The sequence below is a fragment of the Maricaulis sp. genome (assembly GCF_034670125.1).
In the GTDB taxonomy this organism is placed as follows: domain Bacteria; phylum Pseudomonadota; class Alphaproteobacteria; order Caulobacterales; family Maricaulaceae; genus Maricaulis.
In genome coordinates, this window is record NZ_JAXMOC010000001.1 from 160,678 (window position 1) to 187,179 (window position 26,502).

A 26,502-nucleotide genomic window follows, 5' to 3' on the forward strand; every position below is an offset into this window, starting at 1 on the left:
CGATGCGAGACTTTTGGCGTGGGCGTCGCCAGACCGAGGTGAACCGACCTTCAACTCCAAACATAAGCCTAGATTGTTACTGGCAAAATCGCACGCCACCCCCACCGGACGGCGGCGCTGTCAGAGCGCCCTTTCAGACCAACGCCATCGCGTCTCCGAAGCCCCCATCGCCGTGAACCCAGGCGACCTGTTGGCGCCGTTCGGCCGCGGCGGCGGACCGGTCTTGCCGGAGTGTCTTCCTGCGATTCAGGTGACATTCGCAGCGAAAGTGGTTGTGGCCGGAAAGTTCAGTGAAAACGAATTTCTGGAGCGCTTCGACACTGCGGAGGCATCGCTGCCTGACGCCGCCACAACAGTCGCCGGTGCCGTCTCAGTCGCATTTCAATCTCCCCGAATGCAGCGACCGAACTCTGCCTTGCCAAACGCAGCGGCGTAAGAAACCATGCTTGCAAGGCTGGTCCGGGGGATGAAATGACCTTTGTGTTCGCCGCGTGCACCACGAGGGTTCGTCACTTCGGCGCAACAGTCGTGCTGCTGCTCGCTATGCCAGCCGTTTCTGCCCAGGACATTTCCGGCCAGAGTGGATCGATAACGTCCGACAAGACGATTTACCGGTTTGGCGAGCAGGTCAGCATCACCTACGCAACGCCGAACGATCCCCTGCAGGATTTCTATGACGTTTTTCTGGTGACCCCCTCACCCGAACCGGCGCTCTGCGCGAGCGGCGTGCCCCGCGCCTCGGGGGGCGGGTGCACGCTCGATACAACGACGTTTTACAATCCCGACCGTTTTTCGAGCTATCTGCGCATCGGCATGACGGTGATGCCCGACCCGGGACTCAATTCCGTTGCGAGCGGGCAGTTCTGGGTGGAACGCCTGATCGAGGAACGTCCTGGCGCCCTGACCTTTCCCGACGGTACGGTGCTTCGCCCCTGGCAGGCACTCATTTTTCACGTGGACGACGTTCCCGGATTACTAACGGATTATGGTGCGCTTCGTGTCGAGTTGGCCCGGGTGGCCCGGCTGTATCCGGGCGGCGGGATAGAGGCGAGCGCCCGACTCATCCAAGATGAGAGCTACGCCAATGACTACTTCCGTCCGGCCCTGTCCAATGTTCGGGACCTGAGCGCGCGCCGGGCCTCGCAGCCCGGCGGGACCCTGCCGGATGCGTTCACCTTTGTGCCCGGCCCGTCACGCTTTCTGCCGCTCGGGCAGTATGAATTTCGCCTGATCGGGGCAGACGACAGGATCATCGACCGCGCCGCGCTCAGCGTTGAGCTGGAGCCCCTGGGCGACGTCTTCGAATTGTCCGATCCGCCTGATGGCACGGACACTTACCCGGTCGCGGACAGGCCCGATATCACACTCGTCCTGCCGCCAGAGGTCGCGCGCAGTCCGCTGCCTATCGGGTTGGCGGTACAGGTTCTTCGGATCGGCGACGGTGGAAGCCGGCAAATGGTCGGATATCGCCAAGCGGTTGCTGCCTGCCGGGGATGGCCCGATTGTGCCGCGGACCTGTTCGAGACCGACGGATCTTACCGCCAGGAAGTCGTCCTGTTGGACATGATGCCAGGCCGGTATGAGGCGCGGCTCGTCCTGATCGATGATGCCTATGATGAGACTGACACGGATGATCAGCTGATCATGGCGCAGCGGGAATTCGTGCTGGAGGGTGAAGTCGAGCCATGGCGAAGTCCGCCCGCTGATCGTCAGATCCTGGTCGAGGGCGATATCGAGTTGATGCTCGACCGTGAGGGCTATGTGGTGAGCGACATGGCGCGTTTGCGCCTGCAGCCTCGTGAAGGTGTTGAGCTGCAGGGAGAGACCCTGTGGATCTCGCTGAGGCGCAATCAGGTTTTCGCTTATGGCTGCGCGCCGATGGCGCCGCAGCAGGTCGCCTACAGCGCGTTTTCACCCCTGATCGGGAATGCAACGCCTGACAGTTACGCCATGGTGACGGGCCAACCCTATCACCCCCTCAATGATCCTTCGGTGCCGCGGTCCGTCCTGGAAAGCGCAGATTACGCGGCCGTCCTGCAGGATATTGCCGATGACGCGCGTGCCGGTGTTGCGCGCGAGGTTTACGCGGGACCGCCGGAAGACGCGGCCTATGAAACCATCCCCTGGATTGGCTGGTCAGAGGACGGCGCAACGGCTGAAATTGCCCTCAATATGCCGCCCGGCCGGTACCAGCTGGCCCTGATGAGGGGTACGGCGAGCGCCTCGCTGGCCGGTCGGGACACGCATTTTGCCGACGCTCAAACTGTCGCGACAGTCGAATTTCTGGTCACCGCCCCGCCCCTGGATGTGCAGTCTGTGATCGAACAGGACGGGCAGGATGTTCGCGCTCGCCTGATGTGGGAGAGTGATGCGCCGGGTCGGTTGGAGCTGGACGCAGTTGTCGTCTTCGATGCCGACCCAGGCACCGGCGCCATTCGGCCTCGACGAACAGGCGCCAACACGTTCCGCGACAATCCGACGACAGCCGGCTTTGATGTTGAGGTCCCGTTGGGTGCGCCGTTCCAGAACACCGGCAATACGGACGTTTTCCTGGCCGAAGCCGGGACGCAATACGGCTGGCGTCATGTTGAGTTGATCGACCGCTATGGCTTGGTCCGATGGGAGGGTGCACTCGTTGATACGCACGATCCGTCAATCTATTTCGGACGGCCCGCGGCGCTCTATCCACCTGAACCGGACATATCACGAAGGTCGACGCAAACCGATCACATGGCGCCTCACATATGGATGCCGAGTGCGGCGGATTGCGGGCCAAACCCGCCTGATCGTACGCCAGAATTACAGGCCGTTGTCTGGATCGGCGGTGACCCGGAGACGCCCGATGACGACGTCTACGAGCCGGTGGACAGGGTCTTTCCCGGGTATCCCTTCCTCATCGAGGCACGATTTGAGGACCCACCGGGCCAGGAAATCTACGAGATCGAGGTCGAGAACGGCACGCGAATTCTGGTCCAACGCACTGAGGACCCCGGTCTTTACCGAAGCGAAATCCTGACGATCCAGCCGGAGGACGGGCCATGAGTGGTTTCTGGTCAAGTCTTCTGGGTGACATCAAGGCGCGGCGCCTGACCAACCGCACCGCCGGTGCGGTTGGCGGGGGCGGTGCCCTGATCGCAGTCACGGTAGCGGTCAGCCAATTCCTGTTGTCCGGATATCCGGTGTCGCAGCACGACGCGGCAGCCCCGCAGGCCGAGACGCGCGAAATCGCGGGTTTGCGCGATCGAGCCCTGGGTTCCGAAGAAGCGGCCGCACCCGAGCGTTTGCCGGAGTTCCGGGCGACCAGCTTCGACCCGGCCTCGGTCTCGGTCGATGGAGTCTGGCGCGTTTCGACCGAGGATTTCGCGCTCGGTGAGGTGACCGGCCGCGCAATTATTGACGAGGCAGAACGAAGCGCTGTCGTCCGTCTAATTCATCCGCGCTCTGGCGAAACCCACACATTGCGGTCCACCCGGTTCGAGAGGAATCTCGGCGTTCTGCAATTGCGGCTCGAGGGGGAGTGGCCAGGAGCAGGCGAACAACGACGCAATGCCATCGGAGAGGTGATAGAAAGCCAGGCAGCTACCGTGAGCTTCTCGGCTGGCGGTGAGCCACTTGCGCTGAACGTGCAGCGCCCGGTGCGGATGACACAACGTGTCATCGAGTTGGAATTCGCCATCGACCCGGTGTCTTTGAATGGCCAGTGGACCCAGCGCTGGAACGCGCCGCGCTATGGCGGGCAGACGTATTCGGGGCGTCAGGGCGACCTGTCCTATGCGGACGATGACACGGGTCAGATTGTCTTTTCCGGCCGGGAAACCTGGAGCCGCCTGGAGCCGCGCATTCATGTCGTCGTGCCCCTTTCGCGTCAGATGCAGCGCCTGGAGTACGGCGTCGTGCGGCGGCCGCATCCAGACGGCAATTTCAGCGGCGATGCGGTAGACCCGATCAGTCACCGTAGCTTGCTTGTGATCGGCACGGATCTCCCAATCGGGTTAGGCGAGCCGGTTGATCTGGGGTCCGGCGATGGCGATGTGAGCTACGCGCCGGAGATGAAGCAATACCAGTTTGCCTCCGATTTCGCGCGACGGGCTGAGGTCGGCTACGACCGGCTGCGCTCCGAAGTCGACCCGGAGACCTATCGCCGGCTTCAGGACATGGACGCCATTCTGGTCCGGGCGAATATTTCGGAAGAAACCCTCCCGGGGCGGAAAACGCTGGAACTCAACGGTGCCGAGGGAAGCTGGGTTCTCCGTTTCGGCGATTTTTCCGGGCGGATCGATTTTGCCCGACGCCTCAATGATCGGGAGACCGAGGCAACCGACGTCCTGCTCGCTCCCGAAACCATGGTGGTTGAGTTATCTCCGGATCGCGATCTGAAGGTCGAGAGTGTGGACGTTGTGGTGTTTCGCGGCGCGGAACCGGTTTTGTTCGACTCGCGGTCCGTCGGAGCAACGACGGCCGATGATCCCACCCGCCAGGTCCGCCGTATACCGGCGCGTCGCGAAACAACCCGCCGGTACGATCCGGTAACGGGCGACGAGCGCGAGGTTGTCGTCTACCGGACCGTACCGTTGCGGCTGCATCCTCGCGGAGAGCCGAGCCAGGCCGGGGGATGGCCGATAGAGGTCAGCGAAGGCGATACGCTGCGCGCCATCGTTGCCGATCCGGGCGTCTATGAACCGAGGCCACAGATCGCCGGCGCGATCGTCGCGACCTCGATCGCGCAAGTGGCGAATGCCCGGAATGGCGACCATGGCGAACCCAATCTGACTTGGGGACGGGCGTTGTTTGACGCCTATCAGTGCGCGGAAATCGAAATCGACCTCGCCTCTGTCAGCGACAATCCAGATCTCAGCACGGCCGACCGTCTCAACCGGTTGAGCCAGGTCGAGGTTGAGGAATTCTCCAACCTCATCCTCCTGAATCCCACGGATACACTTGGCGCGTTCAGCCGCCGCTTGACCGGATACACCATCGCAGACGTGTACCGGCCAACCTGGTTCTCGGTGGGGGTTTCGGCGGGTGATCACGCCGCCATGCTTCTCTTGCGCGACGTCTTTATTGACCTGATGACAGAGCAGGAAGGCGCCTGGAGCGATGCCCGCCTGACGGGCGATGCGCTGGATGGTTTGCGTCGTCAGATTGATCAGATCGTCTTTGAGCCCGGCCAGCCTATTGGCGGTTTTGATGTCCGGGCGCCCGACGGCGAGATGGTGGAGTTTTATCGGACCTTCAGTGACGACCCGTCCCTGAAGGCGGCTTATGGCCTTGACGATGCGGGACTGGCGGACTGGCGCCGGTCTGCCACGCGCCAAGCCGGGCAGGCTTATCGTGCCGCTATCGCAGCATCACGGCGTACCGCCGAAGGGATTGACGCCTGCGACGTCGAAGACCTGCTCGAAATGACTGCCTTTGGATTCGGCGCCGTCGAGCGGCAGATCATGCCACGCCTGATGCGACCGTCGCCGGATGGGGCCGGCTGGGAGCCGGACCGGGTCGCCCGGTCCTATGTGCGGGGACACACCACGCTCGCGCGCGCAATCCAGGCCCAGGAAGATTTTTCCCGCGCAGATACCGACAGGGTGGTCCTCGCCGCCGCGATCGGTGGCGGGCTGGGCGCAGCGGCCTTCGGCACGGTCAGTGCGGCCTGGCTGGCCTTCGCCGTTGACGTGGGAGACCTCGGGCTGACCGCAACCAATGAGTCGATTGCGATCTGGGAGGTTGAGGAAGAACGCGCATTCGCGCGCGGCGCCACGGCGGTGCTGGGCGCCGGTCGGTATGATTACGCCAACCAGGCAGCGAACATGCAGTGGTTCATCGGCGTGGCCAAAACCGCCTTGGGGGCCTACGGCGCAGCGGACTCATTTGTGGACGCCTGGCGATTGACCAGTGTGACCCGATCGGTTCAGCGCGGTCATCAAAGGATTGCTGCCGACCTGACGCCGGCTGACTTCGACCGGTTGGAGCGGAGCATTCAGCAGGACGTGCTCACCGCGATTGAGGAGGCGCGGCGCCTTGACCAGTCCTTCAATACCCCGGGCTTCTTCGGCCGTGGCCGTGGACTGACCGGTGCCGAACGCACAGCCTATGAGCTGGGTGAGCGCCTGCGCGAGCGCTTCCTCGGGCGGCCCAGCTGGGCAGACGCCATTCCCGCGCGCACCTACACCGCCATCTCGGACATGCGCCATCGCGCCGATATTGCACGGCTGGCGGCTGAGTCCCCGGAGCGTTTCGCGCGGATGATGGATGATCCGATGGCTCGCGACCTGCTGCGCGCACCGCCCAACGCGACCACGCTCGATGACCTGGCACAGGCGGTCGACCGCGAGAGACGCCGCATCGTGACCCCGATCAGCAGTGACTTCTACGATGATATGGCGCCGGGTACCACCGACCCGCTGGGATTCCGGTTCGTCGACAGGGTGTTCGACTTTCCGGGCGGCAACCGGGAAGCGGTCTCGGAAGCCTATATCGGTCAGCTGGAAGTCGGGGGCTTCAAGCGGGTCCTCTACCGAGAAGACGACACCACGGTGAGCATCGGCATGCAGATGTCCGAGTTGTATGATGACGCCCCGACCTGGGTCGGCACGGCGCGCCGGAACCTGCTCGGCGAAGCTGCAACCCGTCCCGGGATTCCCGTCTCGCTCTACATGAATGCCCGCACCTTTGCCCAATTGGGCGTTGAATTCGGCGACACACGCCTGCGAAGTGTGTTCCTCAGCAACATCACCAATGGCCAGACGGCGATCCAGCTACATTGGCTGAGAAACGCATACCCTGACACCCCAATCGACGAATTATTGCGCTACACGCACTCCTACCGATACGCAGAGACGGCCATCACGCAAGCCGGTTTCCGGGTCACGGGTGCACGCATCGTCCCGAAGCCGAACTATGCCCGCATGACAGCAGAAAGCCTCCTGGGTCGCCCGGGCGCGTATTTTCGCAGCGATGTCGACTGGCGAGTTTATCTCCAACGCCACGGGATAGAACCGGACGCGATTATCGAAAACGGACACACTTTCGAGCTTCTCGTGGAGCCGTTCGATTGATGAGGAGGGTGGGCGGAGTTTGGTGGGAGCCGGTCTCTGGAAGGCAAGGATCGCGCAACCCGTCTTGAAGGTTCGCTCCGGTCTCCCTGCTTGGGATGGCGGTGCTGTCAGACAAAAGCGAACGGGTCTCGAAAGACATTCTTTGCCCCTGGCTCAGGCCACGAGTTGACGCCATTCAGCCAAGGCGACGGAGCGGTTTTCCTTGACGTCGGGTCGCGAATAGAGGTGACGCTCGAGGTTGAAGTGATTGTGGATGGACGATTGGACGGCGGCGAACTTCTGGAGGCTTTTCGGGTGCCTGAACTTGCCCATGGTTTTCTCTCGGCGCCGTAGGGGCTGGTGCGAGTTTTCGGCCCGGTTGTTGCGCCACCTCCCGGTCTCCTGGCGGCCCACAATCCCCAGCTCCCGAAACGCGGATTTGTAGCTGCGCAACTTGTCGGTGACGACCACTTCCGGGCGGCCATATCGCTTCATCGCCCTGCGCAGAAATTTCAGCGCCGCCTTGCGATCACGACGCTTGGTGACATACGCCTCCAGCACCTCACCTTCATGATCGACGGCCCGCCAGAGGTAGTGGAGCTCGCCGTTGATCCGGACGAAAACCTCATCCAGATGCCAAGTCCAATTTGAGTAGTGCCCATTCTGAACGCGGCGCTTGCGGATCGATTTCGCAAACAGCGGCCCGAACCGGTTCCACCAGAAGCGAACCATCTCGTGGGTGATGTCGATGCCGCGCTCGTGGAGCAAATCTTCAACGTTTCGAAGCGACAGCGGGAAGCGGATGTACATCATCACCGCAAGGCGGATGAACTCGGGCGAAGTCTTGAAATACCGGAACGGATTACGCATCGGAAAAGGCTACGAAACCGGGATTCGACGCTCAAGCGATTTTCCTCTGACACTGCCATCTCGGGCGAAGTTTTGAAATACTTGAACGGGTTACGCATCAAACGAGTATAGGAAACCGGTACCCCACGCTCAAGCCGAAGTTCCTCTGACACTGCCCGAAAAGAACCTCCTATTCTTTCGCTGTCGTAACGTTTCAGGTCTGAATCCAAACATCGCCTTAGCAACGCTTCTAGTCAGAACGATTGGAGCGCTGCGGGACGAGAACGGCGTGCTTGGACGTGTTAAGCAGGCTTCTGGGTTCTGAGTTTTCATACCCTGACGGAACTAAACACTGAGTCACGATTCTACAATCAACCTCCGCGGAGCCCTTTATGACGGACAAACTGCCCGGAAAACTAACGGTCGAGATGCTGGAAGCCATGACCGCCAAAGAACGGGAAAACCTATGGATAAACGCTCGTTCTAACAGTTCGCCGGAGGCGGCTTATCTTGTAACAGTCATCGAGTTTCTGGGCCTGCCATACTCAGAAGACGGCGGCATGCGTCTCAATTCACCCATCGCCCTCAAGATGAACGATATAATTACGTCACCTGCAGGCAAGAAAATGTGCCTTGAGGCTACCGAAAAAGGGCTGCCCGCTCTCGCTGGCGTGGATGGTGAACTCAATGCGGCTCTCGGTGTGGACTATCGAGCACACAACCAGGCCACACAAACCGCTGGGTATTTGGTTGGCAGCCTTATGATCAGCCTTGGATACAGAATCTCGGGTCAGCGAAAGATGCCTGATGGCTGTGTCGCGAAAACTGCTGCGTTCTGGACAAAACGCCCCTAGGACGTTGCCAACATCTCCTGCAGCTCAGCCATGACCAGTCGCGCCTCCGGTGCAGACTGGGGGATATCTTCTCCAACAAGCCGGATCGCCTCATAGTTCTTGTTCGTCTTCTCGAAGCCTTCCGTCTCGAGACGCGCAAGAATGTTGGGCGGAATTTCTGTCCGTGGCGCCTCGGGACAAACTCCAAACCAGTAACCACCACCTGTCGTCCGGTAGGTGGCAAAGTACAGCCAGCCCTCGACAGGTCCGGCAGTTGCGGTGAGATAACGACCGCTTGCCACTCGCCGCTTCTCGACAAGTCCCAGCGCCCGGAACAGGTCGATGGCTTCAGGCTTCTTCATTTCCATACCCTCATCGGTGTTGCGCAAATCGCTCATTGGACCGTTTTGCCAACCAGTCGGATGGCCTCGAAATTCCGACTGGTAGGCTCGAACCCTTCTTTTTCCAGAAAGGTCAGGACATCTGCCCGGATTTTTGTTTGCGCCTTCCTTGGACAAACGCCGAACCAGAACCCGCTTCTTGTCCTGTAGGTCACAAAATACAACCAATTCTCTGCGGGGCCGATATTGGCAGTGACATAGCGACCACTTGCTACCCTGCGCTTCTCAGCAAGACCGAGAGCGTCAAGCAGATCTCGAGCCTGGGGGGAGGTCATCGCAGCTCTCCCAGATTCAGAACATACAGCTGATCAAGAGTATCGATTGTCATGCCTCCACCACTGGATAGAAAGGCTGACCCCAGTCCAGTTCAGGCTGATCCATCTTCAGGCTGACAAAGATCGGAACCAGCCAAGCAAGAATATCGACACCATCCCGGAGCTGGTCGCGATTGACTGCGCTGTTCCAGGTCGAGCCGCCATGCATGATCTGGTTTCTTAGCACATAGAGCCGGTCGAATATGATCTGAAGGATGGTTTGCGTGTCCTGCCGGGCCAGGGCAGAGCGAACAGCGGTCTGGCTCTTATCGAACGCGGCCCTCCAGTCATTTCCCCCCCCGTCACGTTGCGCCTGCCAGAAGGGCGAGAAGACATACGGATTGTCCAGCAACACGCGGATCGGTCCCGGAAAGCGGGTCCAGACAGCGTCGTATATGGCCTGCTTGCTGTCAGCCTTGAGCAGGAGTCCGAAATAGCGCCGAAAGTCGTCCCGGGCGCTTGAAGCATCACCCTGACTGTCGCCGAGTTCGCCCGCATAGGCAGCATTGAACGCCATCCAGTAGAAGATGAAGGCGGCGTCGAGGTCACCGGTGCCGACTTCCTTCTCGGCGCGCCCGAGCCAGCTGATGGCCCGGTGGACACGAAGGCCCAGTGTTTCCGGATAGGCGTCGCGTTCTGCGCGTTGTCGCGCCTTCAGGACATCATGCTGCAGTACCGACACGTGGATCCTCCCCATCATCGAGCCGCCCTTGCATCAAGACTGAGAATTGCGCCGGCACCAAGTCCGGTCGTGCGACGTCGATTGTGGCAATCTCCAAGATCTTGTCGGTTCCGGAAATCCTGAACCGGACCTGGATCCCGGCCGGCTTCCTGAGCGCAGCGATGTGTGGATAGAGAAGAATGAGGCGGCGGGCCGGGTAGACATGCGCATAGGCCATCATCTGGTAGATATCACCCTGGCTCACACCCATTCGCCCCTCTGAATCCGAGGCGTCCAGTCGCTTCCACTTGGTATCGACGAGAATGTCCGCAGCGGCATGCGACCAATAGATGTCGGGCTTGGTCGCAAACAGGGCACGCCCGTCGCTTTCACGATTGAGAACATGACTACGCGGCCCCTGGAGGTGCACTCTGGCACCGTGTCGACCACTGACACGTTGCGCGGCGCGCCCGACGAATTCCTCGAAGAGCGTGTTCATCTCAAACAGAAGCGCAAATCCGCGTCCGTGGCCGGACGAGGTCGTCTGATAGCTGCCTTCGATCAGAAAGCGCGCAATCTCCAAAGGTGCGCGCAAGCGCTCATTCGTCCGGTCCAGCACCAGGTCCTGAAAGGGTATTGGCTCGCCCGGCGCGAAGGGACGAATGTCCTCCAGCATGAAATCGAGCTCCGCCAACTGGCGCTGGTTTCTTGGTGCCGACGACTGGCGCCGCAACCGGTTGATCGCCGTCTTGAGAATTCGGTTGGGCAGGATATCACTACTGAGCTCATCGAAGTGGCAGGCCAGCTTCTGCGGTGAAGCAGCAAGGACTCCGAACTGGCGGTGGACGTCCAACCTTCCCCTCAGGCTCGGCAGATCCGCCATTTGCCCGACATAGGCGCGCGGCAAACCTCGGTGAACGACACGGAAGACCAGCTCGCAAAAAAGGCCAATGACAATCTCCAGCAGATGGCGGTGCTGCCGGGAGAGTTCGGCCAGCCGCCCTGGCGCGATCGGAAGATTGAACGCCTGGGCCAGCATTTCGACAAGCACATGCCTGACGGCCTCGTCGCTCTGGTCGTCGATCTTGGGGAGAATTTCCACAGCGACACCGGGCGCGGCCAGGACACCGACGACCTGCTGGGCACGGATACGCGTCTTGTGATGCTGAAGGACCTTGTCGCTTTCTCCCGAACCGAGTCGCAAATCGCGCTCGGCGGCCTGCGCGACCGCATGAAGACGGTCAGCTTCCGCCGGAAGGAGCGAGCCCTCCTCCCCGCCTTCGCGGATCGGAAGATAACTCCATTCCCTGAGTGTCAGCGGCGCGTTCATGCGAACCCGGTGTAGGCGTCATCTGCGAAGCGCGTCCGCACGGCGTAGCGATAGCGCACTTCGTCAGCCCCATAGCCGTCCATCCCGGGCGGTGGGACCAGCGCCCTGCGGGAAACAAACCGCCCTTCATCGCTGGTCTCACCGAGGACCTGGCGGATCTTCTCCCAGTCCTCGTAGAAATATTCCACCAGCAACGGGATGACCTTGTCGCGCATTACCGTGTCCACGTCGTCGCGGCTCCGGCAATGGATGAAGTAGGCATGACCGATCTGGTGGTCACGGTCGAACAGATATTCGATCCGTTCATTCATGCGCGTCAGTAGGGCCTGCAGATCGATGCCATCCGGGTTTGTCGAAAGCAAATCCGGCTTCGGCAAAAGCTCCCTGAACTGGAAACGCCGTCGAAGTGCCGTGTCGAGCAGGGCAATGGACCTGTCGGCCGTATTCATGGTGCCAATGATGTGAAGATTGGCCGGAACGCCGAACGACTTTCCCGAATAAGGCAGCCGCAGACGGATTGCGTTGGCCGCTCCCAACCGCTTGTCCGCCTCCAACAACGTGATCAGCTCACCGAACACCTTGGATATGTTCGCACGATTGATCTCGTCGATAACGAGCACATGGCTTCGTGCGTTCGCGGAAGGGTCGGTCCCGTCCTCGCCGAGCACGACTTCTTCCAGCCCGTCCCAGTCAACGAGCGCCATGTCGAGCTTGTATACCGCGTGTCGCCGGAATCCGTTCGGATAGAACAGGGACCGGTCAGCACCCTCGTCGCGGCGCCATATCCAGTCCACGGATCGTTGGTGCGGAAAGCTTTCTGTGTCGGGGTCAAACAGGTAGTCGCTTGCCACTTGCCCGAATGCACGGATGCGATCCCGGCCATCCGAAACAGCTACATAGTCCCTGATCTGCATGGAAGAACGGAACGACCAAGTCATCACCACATTTCCGTCATGACCGCTGACGTCGGAACCGACTTCCGCCTTCCACCGGCTATGAATTGCCTCGAAGTCATCAAACTGCTCATCTGACCAGTCGATCTTGCCCCCCCAGCCAATCCGGATCTGATTGGTATCGAGCGCGTCCAGGATTTGCTGCTCGTCCACATCCCGCTGCCCGAGTGCCATCTTGAAAATCGACCTGGTCCGATCAAGACGGCCTTCACCTGCAGCTCCGACGTCGAGACGCGCCCGCTCGCTGATCCGCTTGAACACACCGTCTATCGGCTTGAGGCTGAAACCCGAGGAGCTTGCTCCAGTTTCCGAACCCTCCCCGTCCGGCTCGCCAGTAAATGGCCGCAGACCTTCCACGAAGTCTTCATAGCTGAACGACTGGTGGAAGGTGACGAATTCGATCCTGCCCTCATCCAGCAATGCGTCATATCGCTGCATCAAACTCTCACGGCTCGCAGGAATGCTGCCATCACACAATCGGACGGCCTCTTCCGCGGTACTGTAGGTCTTGCCGGTTCCAGGGGGGCCGAAGAGGATGAGGTTAGTTGTCACTTACTTAGTCATAACTGAACCACCACTCAGATCTCGAAGCCTATAAACAAAAGAAGTCGTTGTGCTTGCCTCCGGCCCTTTTCGAGACGGTGGAGACAACGAAGCCAAGGTTTGCAGATTCCCGCCTGCGAGCGCTTGACTTACATTCGCCCAAGCCTCCGACAGGCCAATTTCGTCATGAATTCGTCGCACAACTATTTGTACGTCTGCATCTCCGCGATCACGGGCTGGGGAGATGTAGTAATTCAACGCGACGGCTCGGATTTGGTCCGCTCCGCTCATCAAATGCGCATGCCTGTCAGGAGGTACAGGCACTGGCTGGTCATTCTCATCTACGATAATGAAGCCAGCATTGTGCAGGCGTGCCGCCGCATCCGTCACTGTCGACCAGCCACCGTTGATATTCGTGCTCTTCTGGATGAACCCAACAATCGGCTTGGTCGGATAGACTCGTTGCTCTCGATCCCTTGTGGACCTAACCCAAAAGCCCTTGGGACTCCCAAAACCTCCAAATATCTCGGCGTGGTCACCTCGGTCGCGGTAAGCATCAAACGCATCCATGGCTCCCTCGATCGCGTCACGAGTGAAGAGCTCCTGAACACCGGATTTTGCAGAGTCCGCATTCGTCGCCCCCGGATACGTCCCGCTCGCAGTCACCCAGAGAAAATTGTGAACATCCCAAAGGTCGGTAGGCTGCATGCCTTCGGCTTCAAGTCGCTTGAAAACCGACTTCGCGACGGCAAGGGCCTCTTCATATTCTTCCGCTCGGATCGGCCTGTTGTGGAAGATGATGCGGTGGAGCAGCGCCTTTGCGACTGCGGACCAGAGGTTTTTTCTGACAAGCACAGCACCCGCCGGATCCTTGATTGCAAGCACCAGGGAACCCAAGACGGCGATGATACCGTTGACGCCGCCACCTTGGCCACCGCGAGCGAAGGCGTCGGAATAGGCTTCCGAGAATGCCTCGATGGCCGCGCCGTGAGCCCCCGTGTCGATCCAAAGCCGCTGCAAGGCTCGAGCGGCATCGACAGCCGGAGCCCCTTTCAGCTTGCCCAGATGATCATGCCCGCGCCACGAAACCATGTTCTGAACAGTTCCGGACTCCCCGACCTTCTCAGTCAGTGCACGTAGCAGCGCCGAGAGGAGGCCCCGGGCCTGAGATTCGGTTTCTACCGGATCGGCTTCCAGCAAGGGCGCGACGACGTCGAGGAAAACGGCGCGGAAGGCATCCTTGTATTCGCGCTCACCGTCCCGGTATCCGCCCGTTTCCGATCGAAAGCTCTCGAAGTCCGGGAAGGTCTCGCGGAAGCGCCGGATCAAGTCCGTCAGCGCACTCTCGTCAATGCCGAACTCAGACATCTTCAGACCCGCTCTCGATCGTTATGGAGCTCGGCGAGATCAGGCTTGGAGGACCTCCTCGCGGCGATTTCATTCGCACTTTGTAGCCTGCACGGATGTGTTCGACGACATCCTGCAATGTGTCGACAAAGATGTAGTCTTCGGCGAACTTGGTTTCGCTGACGATGAACTTGCCGTTTTTGTCCCGGATTGGCTCGAGCAGAAGTCCGGCATCTGCACCACGGCTCTTGCGAGCAAAAATTCTGATCGTCATACGTTCCCCCAGAGCAATTCTTATTTTTGAAGATAGCGTGCCTCACCGGCCACCCAGGCAAGATGCAATGTCGGGTTTGTGTGCCCCGGCACCTGGGCCCATCCGGACTTGATTGACGTAGCACCGAGGCACCGGGCAAATCGTTCAAAGTCCTCGCGCCAGCGCGCTGTCGGCGAAAACGAATGTATCAGGCAGACGGCATGGCCGGCGCGGAAACGGCGCGCCTCGATCACAGCCGACGCGGTGCGGTGAAAGAGCTGATATCGAAGGTCCGGCTCGATCTCGCCGTCGATCTTCAGAATGGATCGCAAGGCCTCTAGGCGGACTCGTTTTCCCGGGCTGGCATCAACCAGCCACTCCCCGAGTGTAGGGCCGAAAGTCTCATCGACCTTGCCCTCCACCATGACCGCCGCCAACTCGTCGCCCACAGCGCACAAGAGGAAAGCGTCATTCTGACTGGCAGCCTTGCCGCCCGGCAAGTCGACCTGATGCTCGGGCACCACGAAAAGTGGCTCCGGCTGAGCTTCGAACATCTGCTGAAGACATGTCGACACCTCCGGTGGACACCCGCCGGATTCTTCCCAGCTATGAGCCATCGAGCGCGCCGAACGGCCGGTCTTCCAGTGCAGATCAGGCTTTGCCAGAAATGCCTTCCAGTCATTCGGCCCAGCCGTGGGGCGATAAATGCAATTTCTCATCAGGTCGGCCCCTCATTCTGGCCACTGGAGAGTCGAAGCTCGCACAATGTGTTGACCAGCTTCATCTGTTCGATGCTTGCACAGGGCACTTCGAGCAGCCTCGGGCTGGCAAACACGAGGGCCAGTGCTTTTGCGCGCGAAACCGCAACGTTAATTCGGTTCAGCGAAAACAGGAACTCCAGATTGCGGGGCATTTCGGCCGCACTTGATGTCGCCATCGATACGAGGCAAACCGGCGCTTCCTGGCCCTGGAACTTGTCGACTGTTCCGACCCGCACTTCTGGGGGAAGCGCCGCGCGAAGTGCGTTTACCTGCGCGTTGTAAGGGGCAACGACCAGTATGTCGGCGTGAACAAGCGCCCGCTCCTCACCATCGCGATCACCGAACTTTCCACCGACAAGCTGTTCGATCTGCGTACAGATTGCGGAGACTTCCTCCTCGGAAACCTGCGCATTTCCGGTGTGCTCGACCGGGATGAAATGCGCCCCGGTCCGCAGCTCTCCTGCGGCATCATGAAGTCGTTGCCGGGATGCGCCAGCATCATTCCCCAACCGGTTCTCGTAAACCGCCTTGGAGATAAAGGCGCAGACGCCGTCCTGCATACGGCGGCTGGTCGGCAGGAACACACCACGGTCATCGGGAACAGTCCGTTGATCGCCGAGAAGGTACTCAAGGCAGGATTGTCCGCTCTGCCCGGGGTGCGAGCCCTGAACAGGTTGGGGCAATTGCATCGGGTCTCCGACCAGGATGATATTCTTGGCACAGCGGCTCATCGCCATCAGATTAGCGACGGACACCTGTCCGGCCTCATCGATGAACAGATAGTCGAACGCGTTCTCGTCGTAGCGTGCAAAATGCCATGCCGTGCCCCCGACAATGGCGGCCGCATCAATTTCGGAATCCTCATTGTCGGTGACCACCAGAATGCGATCATGTGCTGGCGCGGCATCACTATCGCTAACCTTCTGCACGAGCTGCCCTGCAACGGCGTCATCATCCATGCGCCGGGCTGTCGCCAACAGCAGGTTCTCGATGGCCTTGTGCGAGTTCGACGAGATCGCGACCCGCTTGCCGCTCGCCACCAGACGAGAGATCGCCAGCGCGCTGACATAGGTCTTGCCGGTGCCGGGCGGCCCCTGGATGGCCAGCGTCGAGCGGTCGAGCTGTGCGATCGTTTCTGCAATCTGCTCCGGCAATTCTTCTGCGCCTGACAGGATATTTGCGCGTTCATCCCGAAAGCTCGGCGGCTGTCGGGTGAGGAAACGTCTGAATGCGGTGATGCTGGAATCATCGGCAAGCAAGAGGTCGCTGGCGGACGCAACCCCCTCTACCAAGATTAGGTCACCGATAGGCCCCGGGGGCAGGAGATCGATCTCCGCCGGCGGCGGCCCGGCCTTTCCAGGGAACTGAATGAACACTTCGCCCCGGTCATGATCGAGCTCGAGAACCTTCACGGTGACCGGCATCTCCGCCGGCTTCAGGCTGGCGGTCTTGCCTTCCGCGACCTTCGTGTCCTGAGCAGGAAATCGATAACGCTGCCTGTGGACACCGCGGTTTCCGCGTTCTGCCTCCCCGATCGCCTCCAGTCCCGCAAGGCAGTCGAGGTCATCGACCAGATCGTCACTATCCTTGGCCATGCGATCGAATATCGCCCAATAGGCCGGCTTTTTCTCACGCCGGTGAAAGGCACTGAGGTCGATGACCAGTTGTGCTTCTTCATCACCGAGAATGTCACGAAGCGGAGCCAGTCTGGCCGCATTCGCCGCATCCTCGGCTTCTTCCTCCGCAACACGCTCCAGGTCGGGGCCCTCATGCCCGTCCCCGTCCAACAAGTCGGGCCAAGGGAGGTCGGCAGGGCGGGCCTTGTCGATCAGCCAGTCACGCAGCAATTGCGTCGAGATGCAGTCGACTTCGTTGTAGTCCCGTATCTCCTGAAGAATGGCGGCATCGCCGGTCTCCCGCCATTTCTCGTATGCGACCACGCTGGCGCCAGCCGTCGCGACCTCGCCTTCGCGTTTCTCCATGTAGAAGGCTTCCAGATCCTTGATCGAGTACCCGCCCTCGGACACGCGGATCGAGCCGGTCACCACGCCGTAGAGATCAACGAAGACCTTGTCGCGCTGGAACTGGTCGAGAAGTGACTCATGGGTCCGGTGCACCTTTGTCAGCTTGCGCAGGGCGGTGATCTCGTACGGGGCGTAGTGATAGATGTGGGCGCCGGGGTAAGCGACCAGCCTGTCGCGGAAGAATTTCATTAGCGCGTCCAGAGACTTGCCTTCAGATTCGCGATCATGGGCCCAGAAGTCCCGGAATTGCCACGTCCCACCTTCCCGAAACCATACGCCATGCAGGTATTCGAGGCCTCCCTCGAAATAGGGATCCCCCTCGATGTCGTAGAACATGTCTCCTTCATCCGGGCGGGGCAGGCGGTCGAATCCGCGGCCAGGCTCAACCGGCAGGCGTTCGAAAGCCGGAGGTCCGCCCGCGCGTCGGGCTCGCTGAAGGCGTGCATGTGACACCAGCTTGTCCTGGGTGCGCGGTGCGAGCTTGGGTATGCGTCCCCGCACCTCCGCAAGTGCGTTGATGGTTGTGATGCCGGCAGCCTCGAGCTTGCGGCGCTGGCTGGTCAGAACGCCGGGCAACAGGACCAGACTGTCATCGGCCTCCCATTCATTCCGGCAGTGTTCGCGCCAGCGACAGAGATTGCAGGCTGGAACCGGCTCCGGCCGCGTCTCGGGTCGTGCTTCCACGAAGGCCTCGAAGCGCTCGCGGGCCAGGCGCGCGTAGGCGCGGACGTCGTCCAGGCGCACGGTATATCGTTCACCCGATCCCAGTTCGAGGTGGGCACATTCAGGCGCGACACCCTGGATGTCGGTCAGCAGGTCGGAGTAAAGGCACAGCTGCAGGATCTGGCCGGGTTTGGGCGACCGACTCAGCTTGGTATCGGCGACCTCATAGCTGAAGGCGCCCAAATCTGACGGCCGTTCCACCCGGTAGAGGAAATCAGCATACCCGCCCCAGCGCCCCTCAGCGCCAAGGGCAGCCTGCGCCACAACCTCGCGGCCTGATCGCAGGGCCTCCAGCGTGGCCGCACGTTCCAGTTCAGGCGACGCAAACTTGCGCTCGAGCTCGACGACGTCCAGTCCCTCAACCTGAAGGCGCTCGGTGAACGCCGCTTCGTGGGCATGCCCCTGGTCCTGCACCAGCCGCATCTCGTCATCATCCGCAGCCGGGGTGATGTCACCTTGTTCCAGATAACGCAGATTCAGCGCGGTCGCATGTTGACACCCCTGAAGCCGCATCAGGTCTGACGCGTAGAAGCTCAGGTTTCCGTTGGTCTTTTTCATCCGCCCCTCGATGTGCTCGTTTTCCGTGCAAGTTATCCTGCAACAGCAGGGCGACAAAACCTGTCACCATCGGCCACAATAGCAAAGATGCGCGAATTCGGCTGACGCCTGGGCGAAGATCAGAGGAACACGCCGGTGGCACCTAGCTTACAGCGCAAATGTTCAGGCGAGGGCTGGACGCGCCCACAGCTCGACAGGGCTCCTCGCCGACGATGAACCATGTCTCATTAGCTAAAGGATGAGCAGCGGCGTCGGGCCTGTTTCCTTTGAGCCACTAAAGAATAGGACCTAATCGCTCCAGTGTGTCGCGCTTTCGCATGTGTGCCCTGGAGAAGTGCTGCCCCTTGAAAATTCTCCCAAACGCCCTGCTCCCGACCTTCACGCGGCCGCATTCGGTGTCTGACCGGGTACATGTATGAATTTGATTATTCCCTTGCGGGCACAATTTTTAGTGTGCCAACCTTCCCAATGCACCAAGTTGGCGACAGTTTTTGTCACCCACCCGATTTAAGGGTTGGGCGCATGGTATTTTCTGAATTCGGGCGCATCGATGAAATTCATAAACAATCCTCCAGACGCTGCATCATTGATGATGTCGGCACGAAGCTTTGGAAACTACGATCTTGCGGCGGCACTCGCCGACCTGATCGACAACAGCATCAAGGCCGAGGCGTCCGAAGTCGCTGTTCAATGCCTGTTCAATGGAGGAAACCCCGAGGTTCGAGTTACGGACAATGGTTGCGGCATGTCCGGCGGAGACCTCCAGAACGCCATGCGACCAGCCTCCACAAACCCCGCGGACGAGCGCTTGCCGGACGATCTCGGACGGTTCGGGTGGGGCCTGAAGTCGGCGTCTTTTTCACAGTGCAAGCGCCTGACGGTCGTATCCAAGCAAGATGGCGCGCTCTCAGGTGCCGTTTGGGATCTCGAAGACCTTGACGAGTGGAAGATGGGTATCCTGTCGGCCGAAGATTTCGACGCCATTGACCACGGTCTGGATGAAGCAACGAGCGGAACGTCAGTCATCTGGGAGAAATGTGACCGGCTTTCCGAAAACGGCTCGATTTCTCCCGAGGATTTCAACGACGCCATCGATCAAACCGCTGATCAGCTTGCCCTGGTGTTCCACCGATTTCTTGAAGGGTTGGCCAAACGCAGGCCGCGGCTTTCCCTCTCGATCAACGGAACAGTACTTGCGGCCTATGACCCATTCTATCGAGGGCACGAAGCGACCCAGCACCTCGAGGCTGAACCACTTCGCATTGATGGAAGCACAGTCACGATCCAACCTTACGTGCTGCCACATTTTTCCAAATTGCGCCCCCAAGAGCACGAAAAGCTGGGAGGACAAGATGGGTTCCTTCGAAATCAGGGGTTCTACGTCTACAGGAACGATCGATTGATCATTCATGGAACTTGGTTTCGCCTCGCCAAGTTCGGGGAACTGTCACAGCTGGTTCGAATAAGCGTCGACATCCCGAACTCCATGGATGACATGTGGAAGATCACGGTCGACAAGAGCGATGCACAACTTCCCGCACTCCTTCGGACGCGTCTTCGTCAGATCGTGAACGGGATAAAGAAGAAGTCAGGGAGGACCTATCGGCAACGCGGCGGGCGCATCGATTCTCCCACAACCCAGGCCGTTTGGAAGCGCTACTCTCGCAACAATGAAATCCGGTACGAGATCAATCTGGAGCACCCGACAATAGCGGCGCTGATTTCCAGCCTTGATCCCGAAACGGCGCCGCTTGCCAGGGCCGCGCTCAGGCAGATCGAGCAAAACTTTCCCGTATCCGCATTTGCCGACGACTCACTGACGAGAAGTGACGACATCAGTCAGTCGGTGATGTCACCGGCTGAGATCGAACGGCAGCTGGGCGTGATCGCTCCCAGGTTGTTGGCTCAGGCGAATGGCGATGTCTCGAAGACACGAAAGATGCTCGAGTGCACGGAACCATTCCAGGCGCACTGGGATTTCGTTGAGCACAAACTGGATGAATGGGACTTCAAGGCATGATGGACGATCCACGCATAGTTTATCTGCGAGCGGAACTCTTCCGCAGATTTTCCGAAGACCTGCGGACCCGGCAAGCAATTCCGGAGGGCGGAATTGAAGAAGTGGTTGACGGTTCGCCCTTCCCGTTCTCGGACGAAGAACGCCATCTGATCATACGAAAGTTCGAAAGTACGTTTTCGGTCACTCAGGGAATGGGGACCGCGGTACTCGCCGACCACCGTCCCTGGCTGGCGGAGAGGGCACCAGTCACGAATTTCTACTACTGGAACAGGCTGCAGAGCTACTATCTCGACGGTGGCAATCTGCCGCCCAACGTCGTCTCAACGCTAGACCAGGTCACGGACGAGGTTCTCGACTATTGTGGGGATCCGCAGACGGAAGGGCACTGGAGGCGACGCGGGATGGTCATTGGTCACGTCCAATCTGGAAAGACCACGAACTATTCCGCATTGATCACAAAGGCAGCCGACACGGGATACAAGATCATTATTCTCCTGGCAGGCATGACGAACTCATTGCGCGCGCAGACCCAGGAGCGGATTGACGAAACCTTTATTGGCAAGAAATCCCTTTTCCACGCCGCATTTGAAGAGACATTGTCACTTGCTGATTTTGGTGATGGACCGAAACGCTTTCCAGCATACGGGACATCACGCGACCGTGACTTCAAGAAAGAAAACTCGGACTACGGCGTCACCATTTCAGCGCTGAAGGAGCCGATCATCTTCGTGATGAAGAAAAACGTGTCGACCCTGGAGAACCTATCTGCATGGCTCGACAGCCAGATGCACGGGGCCGGGATCGATCATCCGTTGCTGCTCATCGACGACGAGGCAGACAATGCCTCCATCAACACAACGAAGGATGCTGGCAAGGTCACCGCAATCAATGGAGCTATCAGGGGCATCCTCGATAAGTTCAATCGATCAACCTACATCGGCTACACCGCGACACCGTTTGCCAACATCTTCATTGATCCATCGACTGAAGATGAGATGTTCGGAGACGACCTCTTTCCCAAACACTTCATCAAGGCGCTTGATGCGCCGAACAACTATGTCGGAGCGCACCGGGTGTTCGGTGATGGCGACCTAGCGGAAACGATGGTTCGAGTGGTGGATGACTATCAAGACGTTCTTCCACTGAAACACAAGAACGGGGCCCCCCTTACAACGCTCCCGGAAACCCTCCTCAAAGCCATTCGTGTCTTTTTTCTTGCGCGAGCGATCCGCGTTTTGCGAGGTGACGGGAAGAAGCATTGCTCCATGATGATCAATGTCAGTCGCTTCAATGCGATGCAGGAGCAAGTTCTCGGACTTGTATACGCCTACTCTGAACGCCTCAAGAAAGCCATTCGCGTCAATGCAGGCCTCGGAAAACGGGCTCTGGATGATCCCGATATTGCTGCCCTTGCGGCAACCTTTGGCGAGGAATATCCGTCGCTGGAGTACAGCTTCGATGATGTCCTGAAGGTGTTCATAGATGCGTCGCGGCCGATCGAGACGCGGACCGTCAACATGAAGGGCGGTGCACTTGATTATTCGGCGAACAAGGACACGGGACTTCATATTATCGCAATTGGCGGCCTAGCGCTGTCTCGCGGCCTCACACTTGAGGGGTTGTGCGTTTCCTACATTCTGAGAAACACCGCTGCGTCTGACACCTTGATGCAGATGGCTCGCTGGTTCGGGTACAGGCCAGAATTTGAGGACCTATGCCGTCTTTACCTGCCGAGGCGGTCCCTCGAGCATTATGACTACATTGCGGATGCGATCGAAGAGTTGCGGTCCGAGGTGAAGAGGATGCGAGCCCGGAACGAGACGCCCGAGCAGTTCGGTTTGAAGGTCCGGCGCAGCGAAACCGGTATCGCAGTAACCGCAGGCAACAAGATGCGAGCCTCGGAGAAAAGAGAGTTTGCAGCAGACCTGTCAGGCAAGCACATCGAGGGACACACCCTCAAGGACGATGCCGCAACGAACAGGCATCATCTGGACACCGTGGTGAGTTTCATCGAGGGGCTGGGGCATCCTGTCGATGCAACAGAGGATCCCGATCCGGAAATTGCTGGCCAAAGGGCGAAGCACTTGACCTGGAAAGGCGTGTCGGGTCGGGCAGTGATAGAGCTTCTTGAAGTTTTCGATTTCCCGATCAAGCAAACTGTCCTTGGTCAGATTGAGGGAAGGCGCTCTCTTGCAATCGATTATCTTTCGGACCGCATAGATGGGGAACTCGAAGAGTGGGATGTTGTCGTGCCACTGCTGGACGCGCAGCGGTTATCGCGGCCGGAGAACCCGCGCTATGAACTCTGCGGGGAAGCTCGTGCGATCCGAACGCGCCCATACCCCACGGACTCCGAGCGGGATCTAACACTTTACAGGCCGTACGGCTTCCGTAACCGAATAGCGGATCCAAAAGACGCGAGCTTGCTCCTTACCAAGGAGCATGTCAGTGCGGCCGAAAGGGCAAAGGACGAAAACACCCACCTGAAGGGTGATCGTGCTTTTTGTCTCGAACGGGATCGTCCCCTGCTGTTGATTCATCTCTTCAGGGCGGGCGAAGAGCGAGGGTCGGGCGAACACGCCGACGGGACCCTGCGTGGTGAAATCTCGGTGTCTCTCAGCTTCTGTCTTCCCGGAACGCAAAAAACTGTCCGAGCCAAGACCTATCACGTCAACAAGGTCTGGTTGAAATCCATGGCAGACGATCTGGATGAAGCGCGCGACGATGACGAAGAGGCATTGAGCGGAGGTAACGATGATTGAAATCTGGGCAGAGATAACGAAGCCAAAAGGCAACGATCTCAACTTCAAACGTTGTGATCCGGATCACCCTCTCGATCTTTTTCTGGGACGTGAAGCAGATGGGAAATACATCCTGTTTCTGGAGGGTCTCAAGGAGAGCCTCGAAGGGCTCCCAAGCCTGGCAGGCGTGGAGATGCTCTGTCGCGCAGACCGACACGGCACCTCAGCGCTTGTTCTAAGGCTTGTCGACGTGGAGCAAGAAACCCTCTTCAAGTCGCTATGCGAAGATCTCCTGCAGGGCACTCGAAAGCTGGATTTTCGCGCCAACTCCACAGGAGCATTCCTGATCGTGAAGAGAATGCGGCGCTGGCAGGAGCTCTTCCAGAGACGAAAAACCAAGTTGCTTTCGCGACAGCAGATTATTGGTCTCGTTGGTGAGCTGGTTTTCTTGCGGGAAGTTCTAAATCAGTTCGATGACGCCGACGCCGCCCTGCGCAGCTGGCGCGGCCCTTATGGAGACGAACAGGATTTTGCGATAGGCGATACGATCGTCGAAACAAAGACACAATTGTCCACCGCAGACCAGGCGTTGAAGATTTCATCCGAGGCTCAGCTGGATACGACGTCCGGTCCGATAATTGTCGTTCATCAGACGATCGCTTCGACAGAACGGGCAAGTCCCAACAGCCTTACGCTCAACGAACACGTCGCCGATATCAGGTCGACGCTGGAGACTGCAAGCCCGGTCGCAATCGACTTTCTCGAGGCTGGCTTGCTTGCCGCGGGTTACCAGGAGCGCTCGGAGTATGATGAAGAGGCGTGGGAACCAGTGACCCGAACAATTTTCGAGATCGAGAACGACTTTCCGCGGCTGGTGCCCGGGAACATGCAGACAGGCATTGAGCGGGTCAGATATCAGATAATGCTAGATTTCTGCCGAGAATTCCAACGATCAGACGAATGGCTTGACGAAAGGGTTTTCAGTGCTTGAGGCTGCCAACGAGACCGCATTCGACGAATTCTGGGAAGACCTTATTCTGGAGGCAGGGGCCTCGGGTGAACCCCAGCATGCGGCTTTCTTTCAGCTTTATGGCGCGCTGGCATCGGAAAATGGAGATTGCGCAGATCTGATTTATACGCCGGTGAAGCGTGATGGCAGCAAGCCATATCAGATTGATGGGTATGCGTTTGACCGTGATCGTGGGGAGCTGCATGTCGCCATCTGCGATTTCCGGCATGACCGCGACATCGACACCCTGAACGCAGAGCGGATGCAGCAACTGTTCAACAGGGCCAAGAGGTTCCTTGAGTGTGCGATCGATACTGATTTCGTCAGATCCCTCGAAGAAACAAGCGCCGCATTCGAAGTCGCAAACCAGATAGCTCAGAATCGAGACGTCATTAAGCGTGTACGTTGCGTGCTCTTCTCCAATGCCCGTCTCGCAACCCGCAAGAAATCCGTCGAAGCAGGCGAGGTTTTCGGGGTTCCCATCACATTCAACGTTATCGACTTCCTGCGCTACCACGATATCCAGAGAGCTCAGGGGGGTGTGGAGCCGGTCGAGCTTGATGTGGCGGAATTGAATGGCGACAAACCACTTCCCTGCCTCAATGCCCACGCGGGTGATGGAGAATACGAATCCTACCTGATTGTTGTTCCCGGAGACTTGCTGGCTCGCATATACGGTATCTATGGGGCCCGCCTCATGGAGCAAAACGTCCGTACCTTTCTCCAGGCAAGGACAAAGGCGAACAAGGGCATCATCACCACTGCCAGCGACGAACCGGAGATGTTCTTCGCCTACAACAACGGCATCACAGCGACAGCCACCGCAGTAGACGTCTCGGAGACCCCGGAGCACGGTCGTGCCATAACGAAGATCGAGGACCTGCAAATCGTCAACGGCGGTCAGACGACTGCCTCGCTTCTCTATGCGAAGGACAAGCAGAAAGCAGACTTGTCGAAAGTGTTCGTTCAGATGAAGCTCTCCGTGGTGCAGCCGGAGAGGGTGGATGAAGTCGTCCCGCTCATCTCGCGCTTCGCCAACACTCAAAACCGGATCAGTGAGGCGGACTTCTTCTCCAGCCATCCATTCCATATCGAGATGCAAAAGATGTCGCGCCGTATGACGGCGCCCGCAGCCGAAGGAGCCTTCGCAGGCAGCAAGTGGTTCTATGAAAGGGCACGCGGGCAGTACCGCAATGAGCAGGCTTCAAGAACCCCGGCGGAGAAACGCCGGTTTGAAGCAGAGTTCCCACGTTCGCAGGTTTTCCAGAAAACAGACCTCGCTAAGTTCCATCTTACATTCCGGGCCCAGCCTCACGTCGTGAGCCGCGGCGCGCAAAAGTGCTTTCTGGAGTTCGCGAAGGAGATTTCGAAGAAATGGGAGAAGGGTGCCGCCGAGTACAACGACCGCTTCTTTCGCTGGAGCGTTGCGCGGGCGATTGCGTTCCGCTGGGTCGACAAGATGGTCGGACTGTCTTCCTGGTACCAGGAAGACAGAGGCTACAAAGCCAACATTGTCACCTACACAATAGCGTGGACTGTGGAGCACCTGTCCGAGAGCAATTCACAAGCCATCGATCTGGAGCAGATCTGGAAAAAACAGGCGGTGCCAGCGGCTCTGCAGGACGTTTTCTCGGCGATCGCTCCGCGGGTCGCAGCCATCTTGAAGTCCCCGCCACCCGGCGTGACCAACGTCAGTGAATACGCCAAGACCCAGGGCTGCTGGGCCCGTGTTCAAGGTTCGGATTTCGATATACCTGACGATCTGGGCGATGCTATCGTTTCACTTGAAGCAATTGATGAGGCCCGCAAGACAGGGCGCGCGGAGCGCAAGATTGATCTTGAGATCGAATTCGAAAGACAGCTCCTCGGTCTGGTGGGGCAGGCAGGCACGATCGAAACCATTGCGCGGCGCTACCGCATGCTTTCTCCGCTATCGACGCGGGCCCTCGGCAAGCTCGGAAGGGGCAATCTCTCACTCACGAAATCGGAGAGCAATTCCCTGCAAAACCTCTTCGAGCGCCTCCGTGATCGAGGTGTCGACATTGGCGGAATGGAGGGGGCTTGAGGGTTTGAGAGCTACTCTGGGCCCCGTCGAGAATTCCCGATCTTTGTCAAACCGGAGCGAAAGACCGGTCAACACTGTGCCTGCTC

The 26,502-nt window shown here is 59.1% G+C and carries 17 protein-coding genes; 7 read left to right on the forward strand and 10 right to left on the reverse strand.

Annotated elements, in window-relative coordinates; genetic code table 11:
* Window positions 1–471: 471 nt before the first annotated feature.
* A complete protein-coding gene (locus VOI18_RS00540) occupies window positions 472–3,042 on the forward strand; it encodes a hypothetical protein (RefSeq protein ID WP_323760473.1) in 2,571 nt (856 codons plus the stop codon).
* Window positions 3,039–7,052 carry a hypothetical protein gene (locus tag VOI18_RS00545; protein WP_323760474.1) on the forward strand — a complete coding sequence of 1,338 codons (4,014 nt, stop codon included), beginning with the start codon at window positions 3,039–3,041 and terminating at the stop codon, window positions 7,050–7,052. Before VOI18_RS00540 ends, VOI18_RS00545 begins: the two co-directional genes overlap by 4 nt.
* Window positions 7,053–7,205: 153 nt before the next feature.
* Here the strand turns inward: VOI18_RS00545 and VOI18_RS00550 are convergent, their stop codons facing one another.
* Window positions 7,206–7,901 carry an IS6 family transposase gene (locus VOI18_RS00550; protein WP_323760475.1) on the reverse strand — a complete coding sequence of 232 codons (696 nt, stop codon included), beginning with the start codon at window positions 7,899–7,901 and terminating at the stop codon, window positions 7,206–7,208.
* A 371-nt stretch (window positions 7,902–8,272) separates the two neighbouring features.
* Between VOI18_RS00550 and VOI18_RS00555 the strand changes: the two genes are divergently transcribed.
* Window positions 8,273–8,734, forward strand: coding sequence for a hypothetical protein (locus tag VOI18_RS00555; RefSeq protein WP_323760476.1), 462 nt, complete (start codon window positions 8,273–8,275; stop codon window positions 8,732–8,734).
* Here VOI18_RS00555 and VOI18_RS00560 read toward each other — a convergent pair.
* Genes VOI18_RS00560 through VOI18_RS00600 form a run of 9 tightly spaced genes read right to left on the reverse strand, consistent with a single transcriptional unit; the run spans window position 8,731 to window position 18,581 of the window.
* Entirely contained in the window at window positions 8,731–9,075 is a 345-nt protein-coding gene (locus tag VOI18_RS00560; RefSeq protein ID WP_323760477.1) for a hypothetical protein, read from the reverse strand. The genes VOI18_RS00555 and VOI18_RS00560 overlap by 4 nt on opposite strands.
* Window positions 9,076–9,107: 32 nt before the next feature.
* Window positions 9,108–9,389 (reverse strand): hypothetical protein, encoded by a 282-nt coding sequence (locus VOI18_RS00565; protein ID WP_323760478.1) that lies wholly within the window; start codon window positions 9,387–9,389, stop codon window positions 9,108–9,110.
* 49 nt (window positions 9,390–9,438) lie between these two features.
* Window positions 9,439–10,110, reverse strand: coding sequence for a hypothetical protein (locus VOI18_RS00570; protein ID WP_323760479.1), 672 nt, complete (start codon window positions 10,108–10,110; stop codon window positions 9,439–9,441).
* Window positions 10,091–11,419 (reverse strand): McrC family protein, encoded by a 1,329-nt coding sequence (locus tag VOI18_RS00575; protein WP_323760480.1) that lies wholly within the window; start codon window positions 11,417–11,419, stop codon window positions 10,091–10,093. Before VOI18_RS00575 ends, VOI18_RS00570 begins: the two co-directional genes overlap by 20 nt.
* Window positions 11,416–12,924: an AAA family ATPase gene (locus VOI18_RS00580; protein WP_323760481.1), complete on the reverse strand. Its 1,509-nt coding sequence runs from the start codon at window positions 12,922–12,924 to the stop codon at window positions 11,416–11,418. The genes VOI18_RS00575 and VOI18_RS00580 overlap by 4 nt, the downstream gene beginning before the upstream one ends.
* Window positions 12,925–14,283 (reverse strand): hypothetical protein, encoded by a 1,359-nt coding sequence (locus VOI18_RS00585; RefSeq protein ID WP_323760482.1) that lies wholly within the window; start codon window positions 14,281–14,283, stop codon window positions 12,925–12,927.
* Window positions 14,276–14,536: a hypothetical protein gene (locus tag VOI18_RS00590; protein WP_323760483.1), complete on the reverse strand. Its 261-nt coding sequence runs from the start codon at window positions 14,534–14,536 to the stop codon at window positions 14,276–14,278. The genes VOI18_RS00585 and VOI18_RS00590 overlap by 8 nt, the downstream gene beginning before the upstream one ends.
* Before the next feature lie 20 nt (window positions 14,537–14,556).
* Window positions 14,557–15,234, reverse strand: coding sequence for a DUF6946 family protein (locus tag VOI18_RS00595; RefSeq protein WP_323760484.1), 678 nt, complete (start codon window positions 15,232–15,234; stop codon window positions 14,557–14,559).
* Window positions 15,234–18,581: a TM0106 family RecB-like putative nuclease gene (locus VOI18_RS00600; RefSeq protein ID WP_323760485.1), complete on the reverse strand. Its 3,348-nt coding sequence runs from the start codon at window positions 18,579–18,581 to the stop codon at window positions 15,234–15,236. Before VOI18_RS00600 ends, VOI18_RS00595 begins: the two co-directional genes overlap by 1 nt.
* Before the next feature lie 550 nt (window positions 18,582–19,131).
* On the opposite strand from VOI18_RS00600, the gene VOI18_RS00605 reads away from it, so the two are divergent.
* The 4 genes from VOI18_RS00605 to VOI18_RS00620 are packed head-to-tail and all read left to right on the forward strand — an operon-like array spanning window position 19,132 to window position 26,416.
* On the forward strand, window positions 19,132–20,601 hold the full coding sequence (locus VOI18_RS00605; RefSeq protein WP_323760486.1) for an ATP-binding protein: 1,470 nt from the start codon (window positions 19,132–19,134) through the stop codon (window positions 20,599–20,601).
* Window positions 20,598–23,363 (forward strand): Z1 domain-containing protein, encoded by a 2,766-nt coding sequence (locus VOI18_RS00610; protein WP_323760487.1) that lies wholly within the window; start codon window positions 20,598–20,600, stop codon window positions 23,361–23,363. Before VOI18_RS00605 ends, VOI18_RS00610 begins: the two co-directional genes overlap by 4 nt.
* A complete protein-coding gene (locus VOI18_RS00615; protein ID WP_323760488.1) occupies window positions 23,356–24,333 on the forward strand; it encodes a PD-(D/E)XK motif protein in 978 nt (325 codons plus the stop codon). Before VOI18_RS00610 ends, VOI18_RS00615 begins: the two co-directional genes overlap by 8 nt.
* Window positions 24,326–26,416, forward strand: a complete 2,091-nt coding sequence (locus tag VOI18_RS00620; protein ID WP_323760489.1) for an AIPR family protein — start codon at window positions 24,326–24,328, stop codon at window positions 26,414–26,416. The genes VOI18_RS00615 and VOI18_RS00620 overlap by 8 nt, the downstream gene beginning before the upstream one ends.
* Window positions 26,417–26,502 lie beyond the last annotated feature (86 nt).